Source organism: Arsenicibacter sp. R0_47, assembly GCF_057652235.1.
This window is the reverse complement of the sequence record NZ_JBYFCJ010000029.1, coordinates 59,517-75,906: the sequence shown is the minus strand read 5'-3', so window position 1 is coordinate 75,906 and position 16,390 is coordinate 59,517. Positions and strand designations below refer to the sequence as shown.

Sequence of the window (16,390 nt, the reverse complement as noted above, 5' to 3'; positions counted from 1 at the left end):
TCAATATGGTCATGAACAGACGCTTTGCCGCAAAATGGCTGATTGTACTGACGCTGTTACTCATCATGAGTAGCTGTGGTGACCAATTGTCTAAAATCAACGAAAACCCGAATGTGGTCAGTCCATCAACGGCCAATCCGAACCTGATGCTGCCGACCATTGCTACGGGGCTGGCCATGAACTACGTTACGCTGGGCTATGGCGACATTGCCGGTGTGGTGCAGCATACGCAGAAAGACGGCTGGTTCAGCGACCATAATCACTACGACTGGAGTCCGAAAGACTGGAGCCCGTACTATGACCTGCTCCGGAATAACAACTTTCTGCTGCAGCGGTCAAAAGAGCTGGGCTATACGTTTCATCAGGGCGTGGCCCTGACGCTGAAAGCATTCACGTTCGGGCTGATCACGGACCTGTGGGGCGATGCTCCTTATACCGATGCGCTGAAGGGGGCACTCTCGACTGATTTGCTGCTGCCGGTGTTTGATAAACAACAGACGATTTACGCCGGCATTATCGACGACCTGAAACAAGCCTCGGCCTTGTTTGCCGCCGGAAGGTCAACCGGCTACCTCACCGGCTACGACGTTTATTACAACGGCGATAACACGAAATGGCAGAAACTGGCCAACTCGCTGCTGCTACGGTATTACATGCGGATTTCGGCAAAACTGCCGCAGGTAGCCAGAGCCGGTATTGAAAGCATCTATCAGTCGGGTATATATATGAAGGACGCGACGGACGATGCGACGATGGACTACATCGGGTCAACGGCGGCTAATTCGTGGCCGGCAGCGGTAGCATTTGATACCGACCCCTCGGAATTCCGCCGCCGGAAACCATGCCGGACCTTACTGGACAAACTAACGGCGTATAGGGATCCCCGTTTGAAAATCTGGTTTGCCCCGGTCTATGTCCGCTGGGTCGCTGACTCAACCTTGCCGCAGCCGGCAGACCCGTATATCCGCAAGAACGGGGTGGTGCAGCAGGGCGTTTCGGCGATGACCGATGCAAAGTTTCTGGCAGAGGTAAAAGCCGGCGCAACATTCACCCGCCGGTTTAACCCGAAAACGTTTAAAGTGGCCCTGGACACCAGCACCTATGTGGGGTTGCCGCCCGGCCTCATCGACCCGAGTGCCTATAACTATAACCCGACAACGGGGCAGGTGGTGCAGAATCAGCACGTATCACAGCTGGCGGAGGTGTACCGGAACAGCAACGGCGGGATTCTGAAAGCCCGGCTTTGTTCGTCGGCGGAGGTGTCGTTTATTCTGGCCGAAGCCGCTCTGAAGGGCTGGGCCGTGGGAAGTGCGGAGGAACATTACCGGCAGGGAATCCGTAACTCGCTGGCAGCGTGGGGTGTCGACGGTGGGTTTGCGGCGTACATGCAGCAGCCGGGCGTACAGTTTACCAATACGCTCGAACAGGTAATGACCCAGAAATGGATTGCCGGCTGGACAGCGGCGACCGAAGCCTGGTTCGATTACCGCCGGACGGGATTTCCGGCGCTGAAAGCCGGCCCCGCCGCCGCCGAGAATGTACTGCCGGTACGGTTTATTTACGGAGACAACGAAACAAACTATAATTACGCAAACGCAATGAATGCCCTGCAAACCCTGGAAGAAAACAGCCATACCAGGGTGCGGGGAAAAAACAGCCAATGGTCTAAACCCTGGCTGATTCAAGGTACGAGTCTACCGTGGTAATGCCTCAGTAACGAAATCAGTCAGACGGGTGCGCCATGCCGGTCTGATGGTGTCCTGTATACTTACTTAACGTAAAGTCTGTTCATTCCTAAACTTAAAAGTACACGTATGGAGTGTAAGTTTACCGCCCAGCAAAAGCAAATCGGGGTATTGGTGGTTGCCCTGCTGACCGGTGTCATTACCATTGACCCGGTCATAGCCGCCACAAACAAAGCGCATCCGGACGTACCGGTTCATGCGGCCGTTGCCCGGAAAATTACGGGGAAAGTAACGACCGGTGCCGACAATACGCCCATGCCCGGTGTCAATGTAGTCATCAAAGGTACCCAGACCGGTACCACTACGGATGGAAACGGGCGGTTCTCGCTCGACATTACGGCCGACAACACGGTTCTGATCTTCTCCTACATCGGCTACAAAACGGAGGAGGTTGTGGTAGGCAACCGCACGGTGATTGACCTGACCATGACCGAAAGCGCCGAAACGTTACAGGAGGCCGTCGTTACGGCCCTCGGGATTAAGCGCGATGAGCGGTCGCTGGGTTATTCGGTGGGTAAGGTTGACGGTAAGGAATTTTCGCGCGTTGTGCAGGAAAACGTCCTGAATGGCATGGCCGGTAAAGTAGCCGGTGTGCAGATCAGTCAGACGGGCGGAACCGGTTCGTCGGTGAGCATGGTCATTCGCGGCGCGACCTCGCTGAGCAGCGATAATCAGCCCCTGTTTGTGATCGACGGCGTTCCGATTGCCAACACCCTGAACAACATCAGCCAGGTGGGGAACGATAACCGCGCCGACTTCGGCAACGCCATTTCGAACCTCAATCCCGACGATATTGAAAACGTATCGATTCTGAAAGGCCCGAGCGCCGCCGCTCTCTACGGCTCGCGGGCCGGTAACGGGGTGGTGCTGATCACGACCAAAAGCGGATCAAAAGCCAAAAAACCTACAGTCACCATTACCTCAAGCACCGTCTTCGACCAGCCATACCGGTTCCTGAAATGGCAGACCAAATTTGGTCCCGGCCAGTTTTCGGGTATCCCGCCGGCTGTCAGCGGCACCCCGCTGTCGAACCCGTTTGGTAAGCTGATCGACGAGACGGTCGGCGCCACGTACGGAGCCGAACTGGATAAAGGATATTCGGAAGTGCAGTGGAACAGTCCGCTCGATGCCAACGGCAAACCCGTGGCGATGCCGCTTGTTTCGCATAAAGACAACGTGAAGAACTTTGTGCAGACCGGCGTCACGACCACCAACGGGGTATCGGTGGCCAACAATACCGATCTGTTTACTTACCGGCTGTCGTATTCGAACATGCGGAACAAAGGCATTATCCCGAACTCCGATCTGTTCCGGAACACGTTTAACGTAAATGCCAGTTTCAAGGCCAGCAACAAGCTCCGGCTGAGTACGAATCTGGACGTGAGCCGCAATAATTCGAACAACCGGCCGGCCAGCAACCGGGGAACTAACCCGTTGCAGTGGGCCTATGCCGTTTCGCCGCACATCGACATCCAGAACATGCAGAATTACTGGCTGCCGGGGCAGGAGGGTATCCAGCAGCGGTCACAGGCAAAAGGCATTTACAACAACCCGTATTTTCTGGCGTATGAAGTAAATAACAGCTTTGTGCGTGACCGTATTTTCGGAAACCTCAAAGCCGACTGGCAGATTTCGCCGGAGTTCAGCTTCATGGCCCGCTATGCGCTCGATACCTATAAGGAGCAGCGGGAAATGAAGATTGCCAACAGCTATACCGGCGATCCGCGCGGCGCTTACGGGATTATCAACCTCGATAACTTCGAAAGCAACGCTGACTTTCTGGCTACGTATAAAAAGGGCTTCAAACAGTTTCAGTTCTCGGTGTCGGCGGGGGGGAATGCCCGGTATCAGAACGGCGGTAATGTATCGACGGCTACCAAAGGCGGAACCGGCCTGATTGTGCCGGGCGTGTTCACGATTCAGAACATTCTGCCGGAAAACCTCGACTATTCCAGCACGAAATTCCAGCGGGCAATTTACAGCGTCTATGGCCTGGCCAACATCGGGTTTAAGGACATGATCTACCTCGACCTGACCGCCCGTAACGACTGGTCGAGTACGCTGCCGGCCGCTAACCGGTCGTACTTCTACCCGTCGGCCTCACTGAGTATGCTGGTCAACGAAATGCTGTTCCCGACCTCGACGCAGGTTAGTCTGCTGAAACTGCGGGGCGGTGTAGCGCAGGTGGGTAACGATGCCAATCCGTATATGCTCCTGAGCACACTGACCAACGCCGGTACGTGGGCGGGGGTACCACGGCTCTCGGTGCCGGGTAACCTGCTGATTTCGAACCTGAAACCGGAAATTGCAACCTCGTATGAAGCGGGTCTTGACCTGAATCTGTTTCGCGATCGCCTGCGGTTTACCGGTACGTATTACCGCGTTGAGAAGGAAAACCAGATTCTGAGCACCAAACTGCCGCCATCGTCGGGTTATACGACCAAGAACATCAATGCCGGTCTGCTGGCGAGCCGTGGTTTTGAACTGACCCTGGGTGGTACCCCGATTCAGTCGGCTTCGGGCTGGCGCGTCGATCTCAACGCCAACCTGACCCGCAACCGTACCCGCATTCTGAAACTGTCGGACGACCTGCCATATTACACCCTATGGACCGATGCCAAGGGTGGTGCATGGACGTATGTGGGTGAAGATATCGGCGATATTTACGATGCCCAGCTGGTAACGGTAAAGGACAAAGCGTCGCCGTATTACGGGTATCCGATTTTGGACCAGACCGGTAAATGGCAGTCGGTGGATGCGATCAATACCAAAAACAAAATCGGGAACTTCAACGCGAAGTTTATCATGGGGTTACAGGCCTCGGTTTCGTACAAGCGGTTCAGCGTGAACATGACGTTTGACTGGCGCAACGGCGGTGATTTTGTGTCACAGACCTACCGCTACGGCGAAGAAAACGGCCAGTCACAACTTTTCCTCGACAAACTCATCAACCCGAACGGTCTGACCGGCGATGCGCTGCGGAATTACCTGGTGGCTAATCAGGATGAACTGATCCGGCAGCACGGTAACTATTTCCCGCTGGTGGGTGGCCCGACACCGGAATACGGTAGCTTCCCGTTCAAGTATGGCCCGTATACTCTGCCTTATGGCGGTACGTTTATTCCCGGGGTGTTGGCAACCGGTTACGATACCAACGGCAATCCGACCGGTTACAAGGAAAACCTGGGCGGTACCGGTACGTTGTATCTCCCGTTCGCGGGCAGCACGGCCTGGGGATTTACGAAGGCCTTCCTGTATGACGCGTCATACCTGAAGCTGCGTGAGATTTCCTTTTCATACGATCTGCCGCAAAACCTGATCCGGAAAGTTGGTTTGCAGAATGCGTCGCTGTCGGTCTACAGCCGGAACATCATTCTCTGGACCGCTGCAAAAATCAACATCGATCCTGAAATGGCATTCCAGCAGGAGGCTGGTCTGCAAGGTTCGGGTATCCAGTTTAAGCAGGGCATCGAGCGCTACAACGTAATGCCGTGGGTCATTCCGGTCGGCTTCAAAGTAAACCTGACATTTTAATGAATAATGAACAATGTAAAATGTATAATGATTTGATAGAGAGTTGATTGTGGCGTAAGGCGTCATCCATTATTCATTAACCATTGTCCATTAACCATTTTCTTAAAAATCATGAACTACAAACATATACTGACTACTGTTCTGCTGTCGCTGTCGGTGTTTTCGTGCAAGGACCTGACCGAACTGAATCAGAACCCGAACGGGGTAGACCCCACAAAGGCCAATCCGAACCTTGTGCTGTCGACGGTACTGACCGAGACGGGCAAGGCGTTTGTTAACCTCGGCTACCAGGATATGGCCGGGGTGATGCAGCACACCCAGAAAGACGGCTGGTCGAGCAGCCACAACGAATATGACTGGGGTGGCAGCCAGAGCTGGAGCCCGTACTACGACATTCTCCGGAATAACCAGTACGTTTATGACCGGTCGGTGCAGCTGGGTTTTGAGCTACAGCAGGGCGTATCGCTGGTGATGAAGTCGATGGTTTTCGGCCTGATTACGGACCTCTGGGGCGATGCACCGTATAGCAGTGCGCTGAAAGGCGAGCTGGGTGGTGCCGAAAATACTTTCCCGGCCTATGATTCACAGGAAGCGATTTATACCGGTATCCTCGCTGATCTTGAAAAAGCCAATACCCTGCTGTCGAAAACCAAAGCGGAGTACACCAGTACGATGGACGCGGCTGACGTATACTATGCCGGTGATCCGGCCAAATGGCGGAAGCTGGCTAACTCGCTGGCCCTGCGCTACTTTATGCGGATATCCAGCAAAAAGCCGGATGTAGCCAAGGCCGGTATTGAAAAAATTGTGGCCAACCCGACGCAGTACCCGGTCATTCTGGCGGCTGCCGATGATGCGGCAATGCCGTTTGCCGGTAACAGCGACAGTGATTCGTGGCCGGCAAACACGGTGTATGATGCCAGCGCGAGTAACTACCGCCGTCTGAAAATGTGCGACACCTTTGTACGGGCATTGCTGGCGCTCAACGATCCACGCATCGGTGTTTGGGCCAACAAGGTCCAGATTCCGCTGGTGGTAGATGCCAGTCTGCCGGCCGGTACTGATAAGATCGAAAACGGAAAACGTTATCTGTCGCCGGATAAGGTGGCCGGTAAGGAGTACAATACGGATCCGAATTATGTCGGGCTACCGGTGGCGATGGTTGGCGGCGCATCGTATAACCTGAGCCCGACGGCTGAGCAGGGCGCGAATAACCCGCACGTTTCGTGGCTGAACGACATCTATAAGCAAGCGAAAGGCCCGCTGCTGAAGTCGCGGCTGGTGTCGGCGGCTGAGGTCCGGTTTATTCTGGCCGAGGCAGCGCTGAAAGGCTGGGCTGCGGGTGATGCCAAAACGCACTACGAAGCAGGTGTCAAAGCGTCGCTGGATGCCTGGAGCCTGAGCAGTACGTATGCGGCCTATATTGCCCAGAAAACGGTGGCCTACAACGCAACGCAGAAGCAGATTATTGAACAGAAATGGATTGCTAGCTGGACTGCCGCAACCGAAGCCTGGTTTGACTACCGCCGGACGGGTTATCCCGAGCTGAAGGCAGGTCCGCAGGCCAAGCGTAAGGTGATGCCGGTCCGGTTCTATTACATGCTCGATGAACGGAATCTGAACAAAACCAACACCGAAGCCGCCATGGGCAAACTGGAGCAGACCACCTACTCGGAAGCCGATGGCCGGAACAGTCCGTGGTCAAAACCGTGGGTGATTCAGGGCACTGGGAAACCGTGGTAAGTATGTCGTGACGGATTGCGAAAGCTGCGACGGATTTTCAACTCCGTCGCAGCCTAACCGCGGATTTGTAATCCGCCTGCACGGAACCGGATTACAAATCCGGTATTAATTGATTCCGGATTGAAAAATCCGGAACAGCAAACTAAAAACAGACCCTGTAGGGGTCAAACGTTTATATGAGGCTGCTCTTTTTTCTGATATGTCTGCACGGACTGAGCCTTCAGGCCCAGTCGTTTAAGGCGGGGGCTGCCTTGCGGAAAATTACGCCTGATCCGCTGTTGCCCGTTTCCGGCGGTATCGGTACGCCCAAACCGGCGCAGCAAAAGCAAGGCGACCTGTATATCCGGGCGCTGGTGCTCGAACGGGGCGGTACGCGGGTGGCCATCGTCAGCGTCGATAACCTGGGCTGGCCGTCGGTGCTGGGGAATAAGTCGCGGGCACTGATCAAGGGCATTCCGCCCGAAAATGTGCTGATCGGGGCAACCCATACCCACAGCGGCCCCGATGCCTACGGGTTTCCGGATGCGTCGGGCAAGTCCTACGCCGACATGGCTTACCTTGACCGCTGTGTCAGGGATATGGCCGATGCCGTGAACGAAGCCGTCCGGAACCTCAAACCGGCCACGCTGAAAATTGCGGTCGGCGAAGCCAAAGGAAAGATCGCCTACAACTACTACGCCGATCAGCTCTATGACCCCCGTTGCGGAGTAATTCAGGCAATCGGGCAGGACGGCAAACCGATTGCGACACTGGTAAATTATGCCGTCCACCCCGAAATCATCGGGTCGGGCAGGGGCATTCTGAGTCCTGATCTCTGCGGCCCGCTCTACGACCGGATTGAGGCCAAGACCGGTGGAATGGCCATTTTTATGAACAGTGCCCAGGGTGGTATGGTCACCGCCGACAACCGGCGCGAGGGCGGCAAGGAAGCCAACGACTGGGCCGAGTGCGTCCGGATCGGTGAGCTGCTGGCCGACGAAGCGCTCCGGATCGTGGCCGAAGCACCGGTACAGGCCAATCCTGAGTTGTACTGTGCCATGCGGAAAATCAGTTTCCCCGTTGAGTCGGAGGTGATGCAGTACATCATTAAAAACTCGCCGCTACATTACGAGATGACGGGTAAGCAAGTGTCGGCACAGGTCAATCTGCTTAATATCGGCTCCGCACAGGTGCTGACAATTCCGGGAGAGGCATTGCCCAACATCGGCTATTACCTCAAACGCAACATGCGGACCCGGCAGCCGTTTTTATTCGGACTCACCAACGATGCCTTCGGGTACATGCTGACCAAAGTTGACTTTTCCAGCTTTAAACGCTACGAGTACATCAGCCGGACGAGTCTGGGCGAACAAACGGCCGAAATTTACATGAACGAGGTCCTGAAATGGCTCTCCGAAAATCCTGAACCAATTAGTGTAAAGTAAATTAACCTCAATATGAAGAATCGATTTTTTGTCGTAACCGCTCTGATGCTCGCGCTGACGATGGCGGGATTCATCACCACGAAAAAAGCAGTCACACCGGAAAATGCGCTGGAGAGTTATCTCAATAACGGCGATAAAACCTACCAGTGGGAATTGAAAGATACCATGAGCCTCGGCGATGTGACGGCCTATAACCTGCTGCTGACCTCGCAGAAATGGCGCGAGTTTACCTGGCGTCACCAACTGACGGTGCTGGTGCCGAAGGATAATCAGCACGACGGCGCGCTGCTCTTTATCACAGGTGGTTCCAACAAAAATGAACAGCCGAACTGGGGCAAAAATCAGGGCGATGCCATGGCATTCGGAGCTATTGCGCAGAAAAACAAAGCCATTGTGGCAGTACTGCGCCAGACGCCGAACCAGCCGTTTTTCGGTAACCTGACCGAAGATGCGCTGATCTCCCATACGCTGCACAATTTCCAGAAAGACGGCGACTATTCGTGGCCGCTGCTGTTCCCGATGACTAAAAGTGCCATCCGGGGCATGGATGCCGTGCAGGAGTTTGCCCGTAAAAACCTGAAACACGACGTAAAGCGGTTCGTGGTTTCCGGCGCCTCAAAACGCGGCTGGACGACCTGGCTGACGGGTGCCATGGATAGCCGGGCGGTGGCGATTGCACCGATGGTGATCGACATTCTGAATATGCCGAAAAACCTGCAGTACCAGATTGATTCGTGGAATAAATACAGCGAACAGATCAACGATTACGTGAAACTGGGCCTGACCAATACCATGACCTCGCCGGAGGGCCGCGCCATCAACCAGATGATTGACCCGTATTCGTACCGCAAAAAACTGACCCAGCCTAAGATGATTTTTATGGGTACCAACGACGAATACTGGACTGTTGATGCCATCAAGAACTACTACGACGATATTCCGGGCGTGAACCTGATCAGCTACGTGCCGAACGCCGGTCACGGCCTGGGCGATAAGCGGCAGGCGCTCGAAAGTCTGAGCGCGTTCTTTGGCGAAACCCTGCTGAAACAGAAATACCCGCTCTGCAAATGGGACGTATCAACAACCAAAGAAGGTGTAAAAGTATCGGTGAAAACAACGCCGGACCTGCTGGAAGACGCCATTGTGTGGTCGGCTGACTCGGACGACAAGATTTTCCAGGACGAGAAATGGGAAAGCCGTAGTCTGGGCATCAGCAATCAGGCGAAGGTCGATGTGACGGAAGCCTATCCTAAAACCGGCTACAAGGCCTTCTACGTGTCGCTCAAATACAAAAGTCCGGGCGGTGGTTCCTATATCCAGAGCACCCGTATGTTCCTGACCGATAACGATGAGGTATTTTTGAAATAATCTACAATGGATAATGTGTGATGAAGCGATCTACATTATTCATTACTCATTTTATAAATAGTACTGACTGCGGTTTGTTGCGTATGTATAATGGACAGTGGATGTGGCTTCAGTAGCCATAATTCAGTGTCCATTATTCATTTTACATTTATCTGATGACGTATTTTCCAAAGCTTTCCTGCGGTCTGTTGTTCCTGACAGTGGGGGCAACAACGGCTTCCGGACAGGTTAACAACGGGCCGCAGGCGGTAAAAGAGGTAATGGACAGGGCCGTGACGCGCCTGTATCAGCAATTGACCCCACAGCAGCTGGATACCATCCGTGAGCCTTTTATCCTGAATTTTCTCAGCCCCGCCGATAAAAACATACTGGCTACCCGCTACCTGACCTTTGAGGTTAATGTACCGGCTGTGGTCTCCATCATGCGCGACCAGGCGCAGAAGACCCTTCCGTTCTGGCTGCCGGCCAGCGGGTTTGTGAAGACCGGTATGGTGGTGAAAAATGAAGAATACACCTACGAAGTCTGGCAGAAACGGGTAAACGCCGGCCGGGTTTCACTCGGAATCAACGGGTTTGACAAGCACCGGCCCGTCTATTTTGTCAGTGTCGGTCCGCAAAAGGCGGGGGATAGGCTACAGGTAAGCAACTGCATGCCCTCGCAGACGCAAACCACGATGCAGCAGGGGGCTTTTACCTACCACGACTGGGATGATCTGGTGCTCGACGACGTGCCCGATGCGCTGAAAGGGCAGGTGCTGCTGCAAACCATCCGTGGCCGGGCAAGGGAAGCACACCTCGTCGGAGCCTTCCGGAAAACGACCACGCCGTCTACGACTACGCCCGACCAGCTGTTGCTGACCTGGAGCGGTGATCCGTCGACGACCATGAACGTGCAGTGGCGGACCAGTCCGGCGGTCGGGGAAGGGCAGGTGCAGTATTGGGTGGCGGGCCGGAAAGATACCCTGATGCAGCCCGCCAACCGGTTTGTGATGGAAGACCGGCTCTTGCAGAATGACCGGTACGTGCATCGCTTTACGGGAAAATTAACCGGTCTGCTGCCGGGCATGACCTACGGCTATCGGGTTGGGGGCAAAGGGGGCAGCTGGTCGGCACCGGCCACGTTTACGACAAAGCCGGCCGGAGGGCAGGGATTTTCCTACATCTGGTTCGGTGATACGCATAAATCCCGCGAATGGGGGCAGATGGCGCAGAAAGCCGCCGCCAGACATCCGGAGGTTGCTTTTTACAACATTGCCGGAGACCTGGTCAGTACGGGGTTGCACCGCGACGAATGGGACGAGCTCTGGCAGCATTCAGGCGGTGTTTTTGCCCGAAAACCGCTGATGCCCATTCCTGGTAACCATGACAGTCAGGACGGTTTAGGAGCGTGGATGTATCAGGAAATGTTCAGCCTGCCCGAAAACGGGCCTGCCGCTGCCCCAACCGAACAGACCTATGCCTTTACGTACCAGAATGCCCTGTTTCTGATGATCGACGGGACCGCGCCGGTTGAGCAGCAGACGGCCTGGATCAAGGAGCAGCTGGCCCGTTCAACGGCTGACTGGAAATTCGCCTTTTTCCATTTTCCGCCGTACAACTACGAAGAGGATTACGCCCTGATCCGGAACGAGTGGTGTTCCCTGTTTGATCAGTACCACGTTGACATGGTGATGAGCGGGCATGTCCACTATTACATGCGCTCGAAACCGATGTATGCCGGAAAACCAGTTGACTCACCGGCGAAGGGAACGGTTTATACAATTTCAGTAGGGATTCCCGGTACTCACGAAAATATGCCGCCCGAAGACTATGCCGTCAGCCGGTATCCGAAGGGGAACTATTACCAGCACATTACTATAAACGGAAAAACAATGGTCTACACCTGTTATAACCCGGACGGGCAGGTAAAGGACGAACTACGGATTGATAAAAAATGACCCGGACAATGAGTAACAACCTGTTTATTATGCTGATTACCGTATGTTTGGTGCTGAGTCAGCGACAAACAGCAGCCCAGCCAGGTATGAAGAAAAAATACGTCGGCGTTTCGGCCCATCGGGGAGCCATGCCCGGCCTGCCCGAGAACACGCTGGCTACGTTCAGGGCCGCACTGGCCATGCAGGTCGATTACATTGAAATTGATGTCCGGACCAGTAAGGACGGGCAGCTGTTTATCCTGCACGACGGTAATCTGGACCGCACGACCACCGGACACGGGCCGCTGAAGGAAAAGACAGCCGCTGAACTACGTCAGCTTTCGGCAGGGAAAGGAACCGGTGAGGCATATGCAGAGGAGCGGATTCCTACGCTGGACGACGTGTGCCGGTTGCTGACGGACTGGAACAAAACGCATCAAAAGCAAGCCGCGCTTTATGTCGACTGCAAAGACGTTTTGCCGGCGCCATTAGTCGCAGCCTTACAATCGTATTCGCTGGCCGGTACCTCGGTTTTCTACGGAACGGACGATTATCTGGCTGCACTCAGAGAGTTACTGCCGGTTGCCCGTATCATGCCGGGCCTGAAAAGCGAAGCTGATATTGATGCCAAAGTTGCCCGGCTGAAGCCGTACGCCTTCGATGTAAAGTGGCAGGCGCTTACACCGTCGCTCATCAAAAGGCTGCATGCCCTGAATATCCTTGTTTTTTCGGATGCCCTTGATTATTTTGAAACAAAAGAACAATATCGCCTTGGGGTGCAAAACGGTATTGATGTCATTCAGACGGATTTTGTGCAACGGGTAAAGGAAACGCTGTAAAACAAAACACGTTTTGCTTACCGGAGAGAAACGGCATGGTTTGCTGAGCTATTCCGTTTCATCTTCTGGTTTTTGCTGAACCCAAGCACATAATATTTTTTTTGGCACGACCAGCATTCGAAGCGCACCAGCGGGAGGAAAAACAGGAGTTGTTTTACAAGGAGAGGCCTTCGGATGCGGTCAGTAGATTCTTTACCGCAATGCGGGCAAACGGGTTTTAGCCGTACGTTCAGGGCAAAAAAAACAATCACAAAAACTACAGGTACAATCCAGGCATAGGGGAGCAGGGTGGCCATAGCGTTGTTGAGTTTGATGTATACCTAAAAGTAAACTGTTTAAAAGTATAAATCAACTAATTTACATAAGGATGCAACACAATCATTGAATATTTAAATGTGTGCCATAAAATGCTGTTTTGGTTTATAAATTTTATGTTAAGTATAGTAGAAATTAAGTCGGTAACATCAATAATAGAGCCCGCGCAACAAAAAGAGAAGATTAGAGTTATAATGTAGATAAAAGGTAATTGAAGACAGGAAGTTGTAAAAATGCAGTATCTTTACTTATCTTATAGAGTATAGGCTTCAATGATCTACGTCTGTTCTGATATGAAGTCTTTCGTTCCTTATAAAGCACTTGTATCATGGATGCGATGGTTGATCAACACACAACATTTCCGATTCTGTTGATTGATGATGATGCGGATGTACTTGAAATTGTAAAAAGAGCCTCCCGCAAAACGTTCCCTCAGGCAGAATTTCTGGGCTTTACACATCCGCAGGAAGCGTTATCTTATCTTGAAAACGCGGATAATTCATTGCCTAAACTCGTCTTACTGGATATAGATCTGGGCCCCGGTGTAATGGACGGGCTGTCGTTTTTACCACAGCTGCGCAACCACCCCAAGGGGCAGCAGATGCCCACGGTAATCCTGTCATCACTGGCCGATGACGAACGGATCCGGAAGGCATACGAAACCGGCGCTACGTCGTTTCTGGAAAAGCCAATGAGTTTCGGTGGCTGGAAACAGCATATGGGCGCCCTGCGTCAGTATTGGGGCGACGTGGTTAGTTTGCCGCAAAAGCCGTTGGATGGTTCAGAAACTCCTTCTCCGTTTAATAAGCTCGATAGCTGAGATTTATTCGAACCGCTTGTTGACACCGGCCAGTTCTTCGTGCGAATTGATGGCTACCAGTGTGATCAGCGCAATAAATACCAGCACAATAACAAATCCGAGCGCCAGTCTGCTGTAGTGAAACACCTGTTCCGAAAAAATCGGTTTGGTGCGTTTCAGGAAGAAGCCTGTCAGAATCAGGTTAACAATGTACAGAAACTGTTCCGGCCGGTAGGTGCTGATTACGGAACCGGTAATCAGGAAACTCAGCAGGATATACAGCGATAAGTGGACCAGAAAAAACTGCTGGACATCCGAATAGCCAAGCCGCAGGTAATTGTCGCCCTGTGCCGGCTGAAAGCGTGAAAACCAGTAGGTTGCTACCCCGGCGATCAGTACAAGGGCGGCGATTTGCGTAAAGCGGGTTGCCGTGAAGACATCGCCGCTCATCAGATTCCGGTAAACGCCCTCAAGCCGGCCTGTCTCGAACGATTGCTCCCATACGACGAATGGAATCAGCACGCTGATAACTGCCAGCGGAACATAGACCGGATGCGCGCCCTGCCGTTCGACTACGGTTTCCCACTGTGAAGTAAAGGCACCGTATGCCATACCCACACCGCCAAAAAAGCCAATCGAATACTCCATCACATTCCAGAAATTAAAGGAAAGGTCAGACGAACTGCCCATTACCTGTAGAAAATTCCCGAACGCAAAACCGAAACCGGCGCCCAGACTACTGAACGCCGCCACCCGCAAGGCTGCACGTTGCTGGTTGCGGATCGTAAACGTCAGCAGTGCCAGCCCCATACCCAGGCACGCGGCCCAGAGTTCGGAGCGCGGCGGAGTCATGAGCCAGCCCCATTGCTCGATGAGGAAAAAGTAGGTCAGCAGTGCCCCGACAGTCATTTCAATAACCAGCAGATGCCATTTGACGGGTTTGATGGATGAGTCAGACAGGGCCAGCCCAAACAACCCGCCACCCAGAAAGCCCTGGATGCCGCCAATGAGCAGGAGCATCACCAGACCGTAATAGACATTACCGAAATCGTTGCCGCGGCCGAAACCGACTACTTTTCCGTAGCTCATAATACCGCCGATGCCCCAGCCCAGCCCGGCGGCAAGAGCGGCTTTCAGTGCTTTGTTGTACCAGTCCGCACGTTTGGCGATCAGAATAACCGCAAGGGCACCAATCGTACCGGCCCAGGCGGCACCCTGCTCATGGCCGAATTGTCCGCGGATTGCCCAGGCCGTGCCGAGCGACATTCCAGCCAGTAGTAAGGCTGTGATATACTGTTTGTTGGTTAGCATGATGTGATAAGCAGTGGAGTTTCCTTGAGAACGAACTGATTATACTACGGTCCGGTCGGGTAAACAGACTACCGCGGGAGAAAAAAGGACTGAAAAGTAGTACGTCAAATGCGCTTTATCGTATTACGGGTAGTTAACATTTCCGGAACATGAATGCATCTACAATAGATATGCTGGCTTTTGACGGTGGTCAGCCGACCGTGACCAGGTCCTTTCCCTGGCCCGTATTTGATGAGCGGGAAGTGAATGCCGTTGCTGCCGTTGTACGCTCCGGCAAGTGGGGCAATCCTGACTGTCTGGATGAGGTCGAAGCGTTCGAAAAAGCCTTTGCGGCTTATTGTGGCAGCAAATACGCCATCACCTGTGTCAATGGCTCGGTATCCCTGCGACTGGCCCTGATCGCCTGCGGTGTCAGGCCCGGCGATGAGGTGATTGTTCCGCCGTATACGTTTATCGCTACGGCCTCAACGGTGGTGGAAGCCAACTGTGTTCCGGTGTTTGTGGACATTGATCCGGATACCTACAACATTGACCCTAAGGCCATTGAAGCCGCCATTACCGAACGGACTAAAGCGATTATTCCGGTGCATTTTGCCGGTCAGGCCTGTGATATGGAGGCCATCATGGACATCGCCCGCCGGCATAATCTCCGCGTCATTGAGGATGCCGCGCATGCCCACGGCGCTGAATACAAGGGGCGCAAGCTCGGCTCCATCGGCGATGTCGGCAGCTTTAGCTTTCAGTCTTCGAAAAACCTGACAAGCGGTGAGGGCGGCATCGTTGTAACGGACGATGAGGAACTGTACCGGCTGATGCATTCGCTCCGCAACGTTGGCCGTATCGAGGGCGGGCAATGGTATGACCACTATAATCCCGGCTGCAACTACCGCATCACGCAGATGCAGGCCGTTCTGCTGACCGAACAGCTGAAACGGCTGGAGGAGCAGACGCAGACCCGCAATGAAAATGGCTTGTACCTGAATGAATTACTGGCTGATGTCGAAGGTATTACGCCCCTGACGCGCGGCCACGGCGAAACCCTGCACTGTTATCACCTCTATATTTTCCGGTATGATGCAGCGGCATTCGGGGGCGGGCTGTCTAAAGTTGAGTTTGTGGAGCGGCTGGCGGCCGAAGGGGTGCCCTGCTTCCGCGGGTATCCGCACCCGCTTTACCGGCAACCGTTATTTCAGAACAAAACCTTTATGTGTTATGCCTTGCCCGAAACGGCAGACTATAGCGAGGTGTATTGTGAGGTAGCCGAACGGGCGTGCCGGGAGGAGGGTGTCTGGATTCTGCAACACGCCATGCTGGGGACCAGCGAAGATATGGAACTGTTTGCCGGAGCCATCCGGAAAATTCAGCGGGCTGTACGGGCAGTCTGACTTACGAAAAA

11 protein-coding genes are annotated in these 16,390 nt (G+C 53.7%); 9 read left to right on the top strand and 2 right to left on the bottom strand.

All coding sequences use genetic code 11. The features are described 5' to 3' along the window. Window positions 1-11 precede the first annotated feature (11 nt). The 7 genes from AC23NW_RS29635 to AC23NW_RS29605 all read left to right on the top strand — a co-directional run bounded on the left by AC23NW_RS29635 (window position 12) and on the right by AC23NW_RS29605 (window position 12,569). The gene (locus AC23NW_RS29635) at window positions 12-1,706 is read left to right on the top strand and encodes a SusD/RagB family nutrient-binding outer membrane lipoprotein (RefSeq protein ID WP_487454139.1); all 1,695 of its coding nucleotides are present in this window, start codon (window positions 12-14) and stop codon (window positions 1,704-1,706) included. Between the two features lie 108 nt (window positions 1,707-1,814). Next, on the top strand, window positions 1,815-5,279 hold the full coding sequence (locus tag AC23NW_RS29630; RefSeq protein ID WP_487454138.1) for a SusC/RagA family TonB-linked outer membrane protein: 3,465 nt from the start codon (window positions 1,815-1,817) through the stop codon (window positions 5,277-5,279). Between the two features lie 111 nt (window positions 5,280-5,390). Next, entirely contained in the window at window positions 5,391-7,022 is a 1,632-nt protein-coding gene (locus tag AC23NW_RS29625; protein ID WP_487454136.1) for a SusD/RagB family nutrient-binding outer membrane lipoprotein, read from the top strand. A 176-nt stretch (window positions 7,023-7,198) separates the two neighbouring features. After that, window positions 7,199-8,446, top strand: coding sequence for a hypothetical protein (locus tag AC23NW_RS29620; RefSeq protein WP_487454135.1), 1,248 nt, complete (start codon window positions 7,199-7,201; stop codon window positions 8,444-8,446). A 12-nt stretch (window positions 8,447-8,458) separates the two neighbouring features. After that, on the top strand, window positions 8,459-9,814 hold the full coding sequence (locus AC23NW_RS29615) for a PhoPQ-activated pathogenicity-related family protein (RefSeq protein WP_293839269.1): 1,356 nt from the start codon (window positions 8,459-8,461) through the stop codon (window positions 9,812-9,814). Window positions 9,815-9,969: 155 nt separating this feature from the next. After that, the gene (locus AC23NW_RS29610) at window positions 9,970-11,751 is read left to right on the top strand and encodes a purple acid phosphatase family protein (protein ID WP_487454133.1); all 1,782 of its coding nucleotides are present in this window, start codon (window positions 9,970-9,972) and stop codon (window positions 11,749-11,751) included. Window positions 11,752-11,780: 29 nt separating this feature from the next. Beyond that, complete coding sequence (locus tag AC23NW_RS29605) at window positions 11,781-12,569, top strand: glycerophosphodiester phosphodiesterase (RefSeq protein WP_487454131.1); 789 nt, start codon at window positions 11,781-11,783, stop codon at window positions 12,567-12,569. Between the two features lie 17 nt (window positions 12,570-12,586). On the opposite strand, the gene AC23NW_RS29600 is transcribed toward AC23NW_RS29605, so the two are convergent. After that, window positions 12,587-12,865 (bottom strand): hypothetical protein, encoded by a 279-nt coding sequence (locus tag AC23NW_RS29600; RefSeq protein WP_487454129.1) that lies wholly within the window; start codon window positions 12,863-12,865, stop codon window positions 12,587-12,589. Window positions 12,866-13,212: 347 nt separating this feature from the next. On the opposite strand from AC23NW_RS29600, the gene AC23NW_RS29595 reads away from it, so the two are divergent. Continuing rightward, entirely contained in the window at window positions 13,213-13,704 is a 492-nt protein-coding gene (locus AC23NW_RS29595) for a response regulator (protein WP_293839257.1), read from the top strand. A 3-nt stretch (window positions 13,705-13,707) separates the two neighbouring features. Here the strand turns inward: AC23NW_RS29595 and AC23NW_RS29590 are convergent, their stop codons facing one another. Beyond that, window positions 13,708-14,994 (bottom strand): hypothetical protein, encoded by a 1,287-nt coding sequence (locus AC23NW_RS29590; protein WP_487454128.1) that lies wholly within the window; start codon window positions 14,992-14,994, stop codon window positions 13,708-13,710. Window positions 14,995-15,143: 149 nt separating this feature from the next. Between AC23NW_RS29590 and AC23NW_RS29585 the strand changes: the two genes are divergently transcribed. Further along, the gene (locus AC23NW_RS29585; RefSeq protein ID WP_487454126.1) at window positions 15,144-16,379 is read left to right on the top strand and encodes a DegT/DnrJ/EryC1/StrS family aminotransferase; all 1,236 of its coding nucleotides are present in this window, start codon (window positions 15,144-15,146) and stop codon (window positions 16,377-16,379) included. Window positions 16,380-16,390 lie beyond the last annotated feature (11 nt).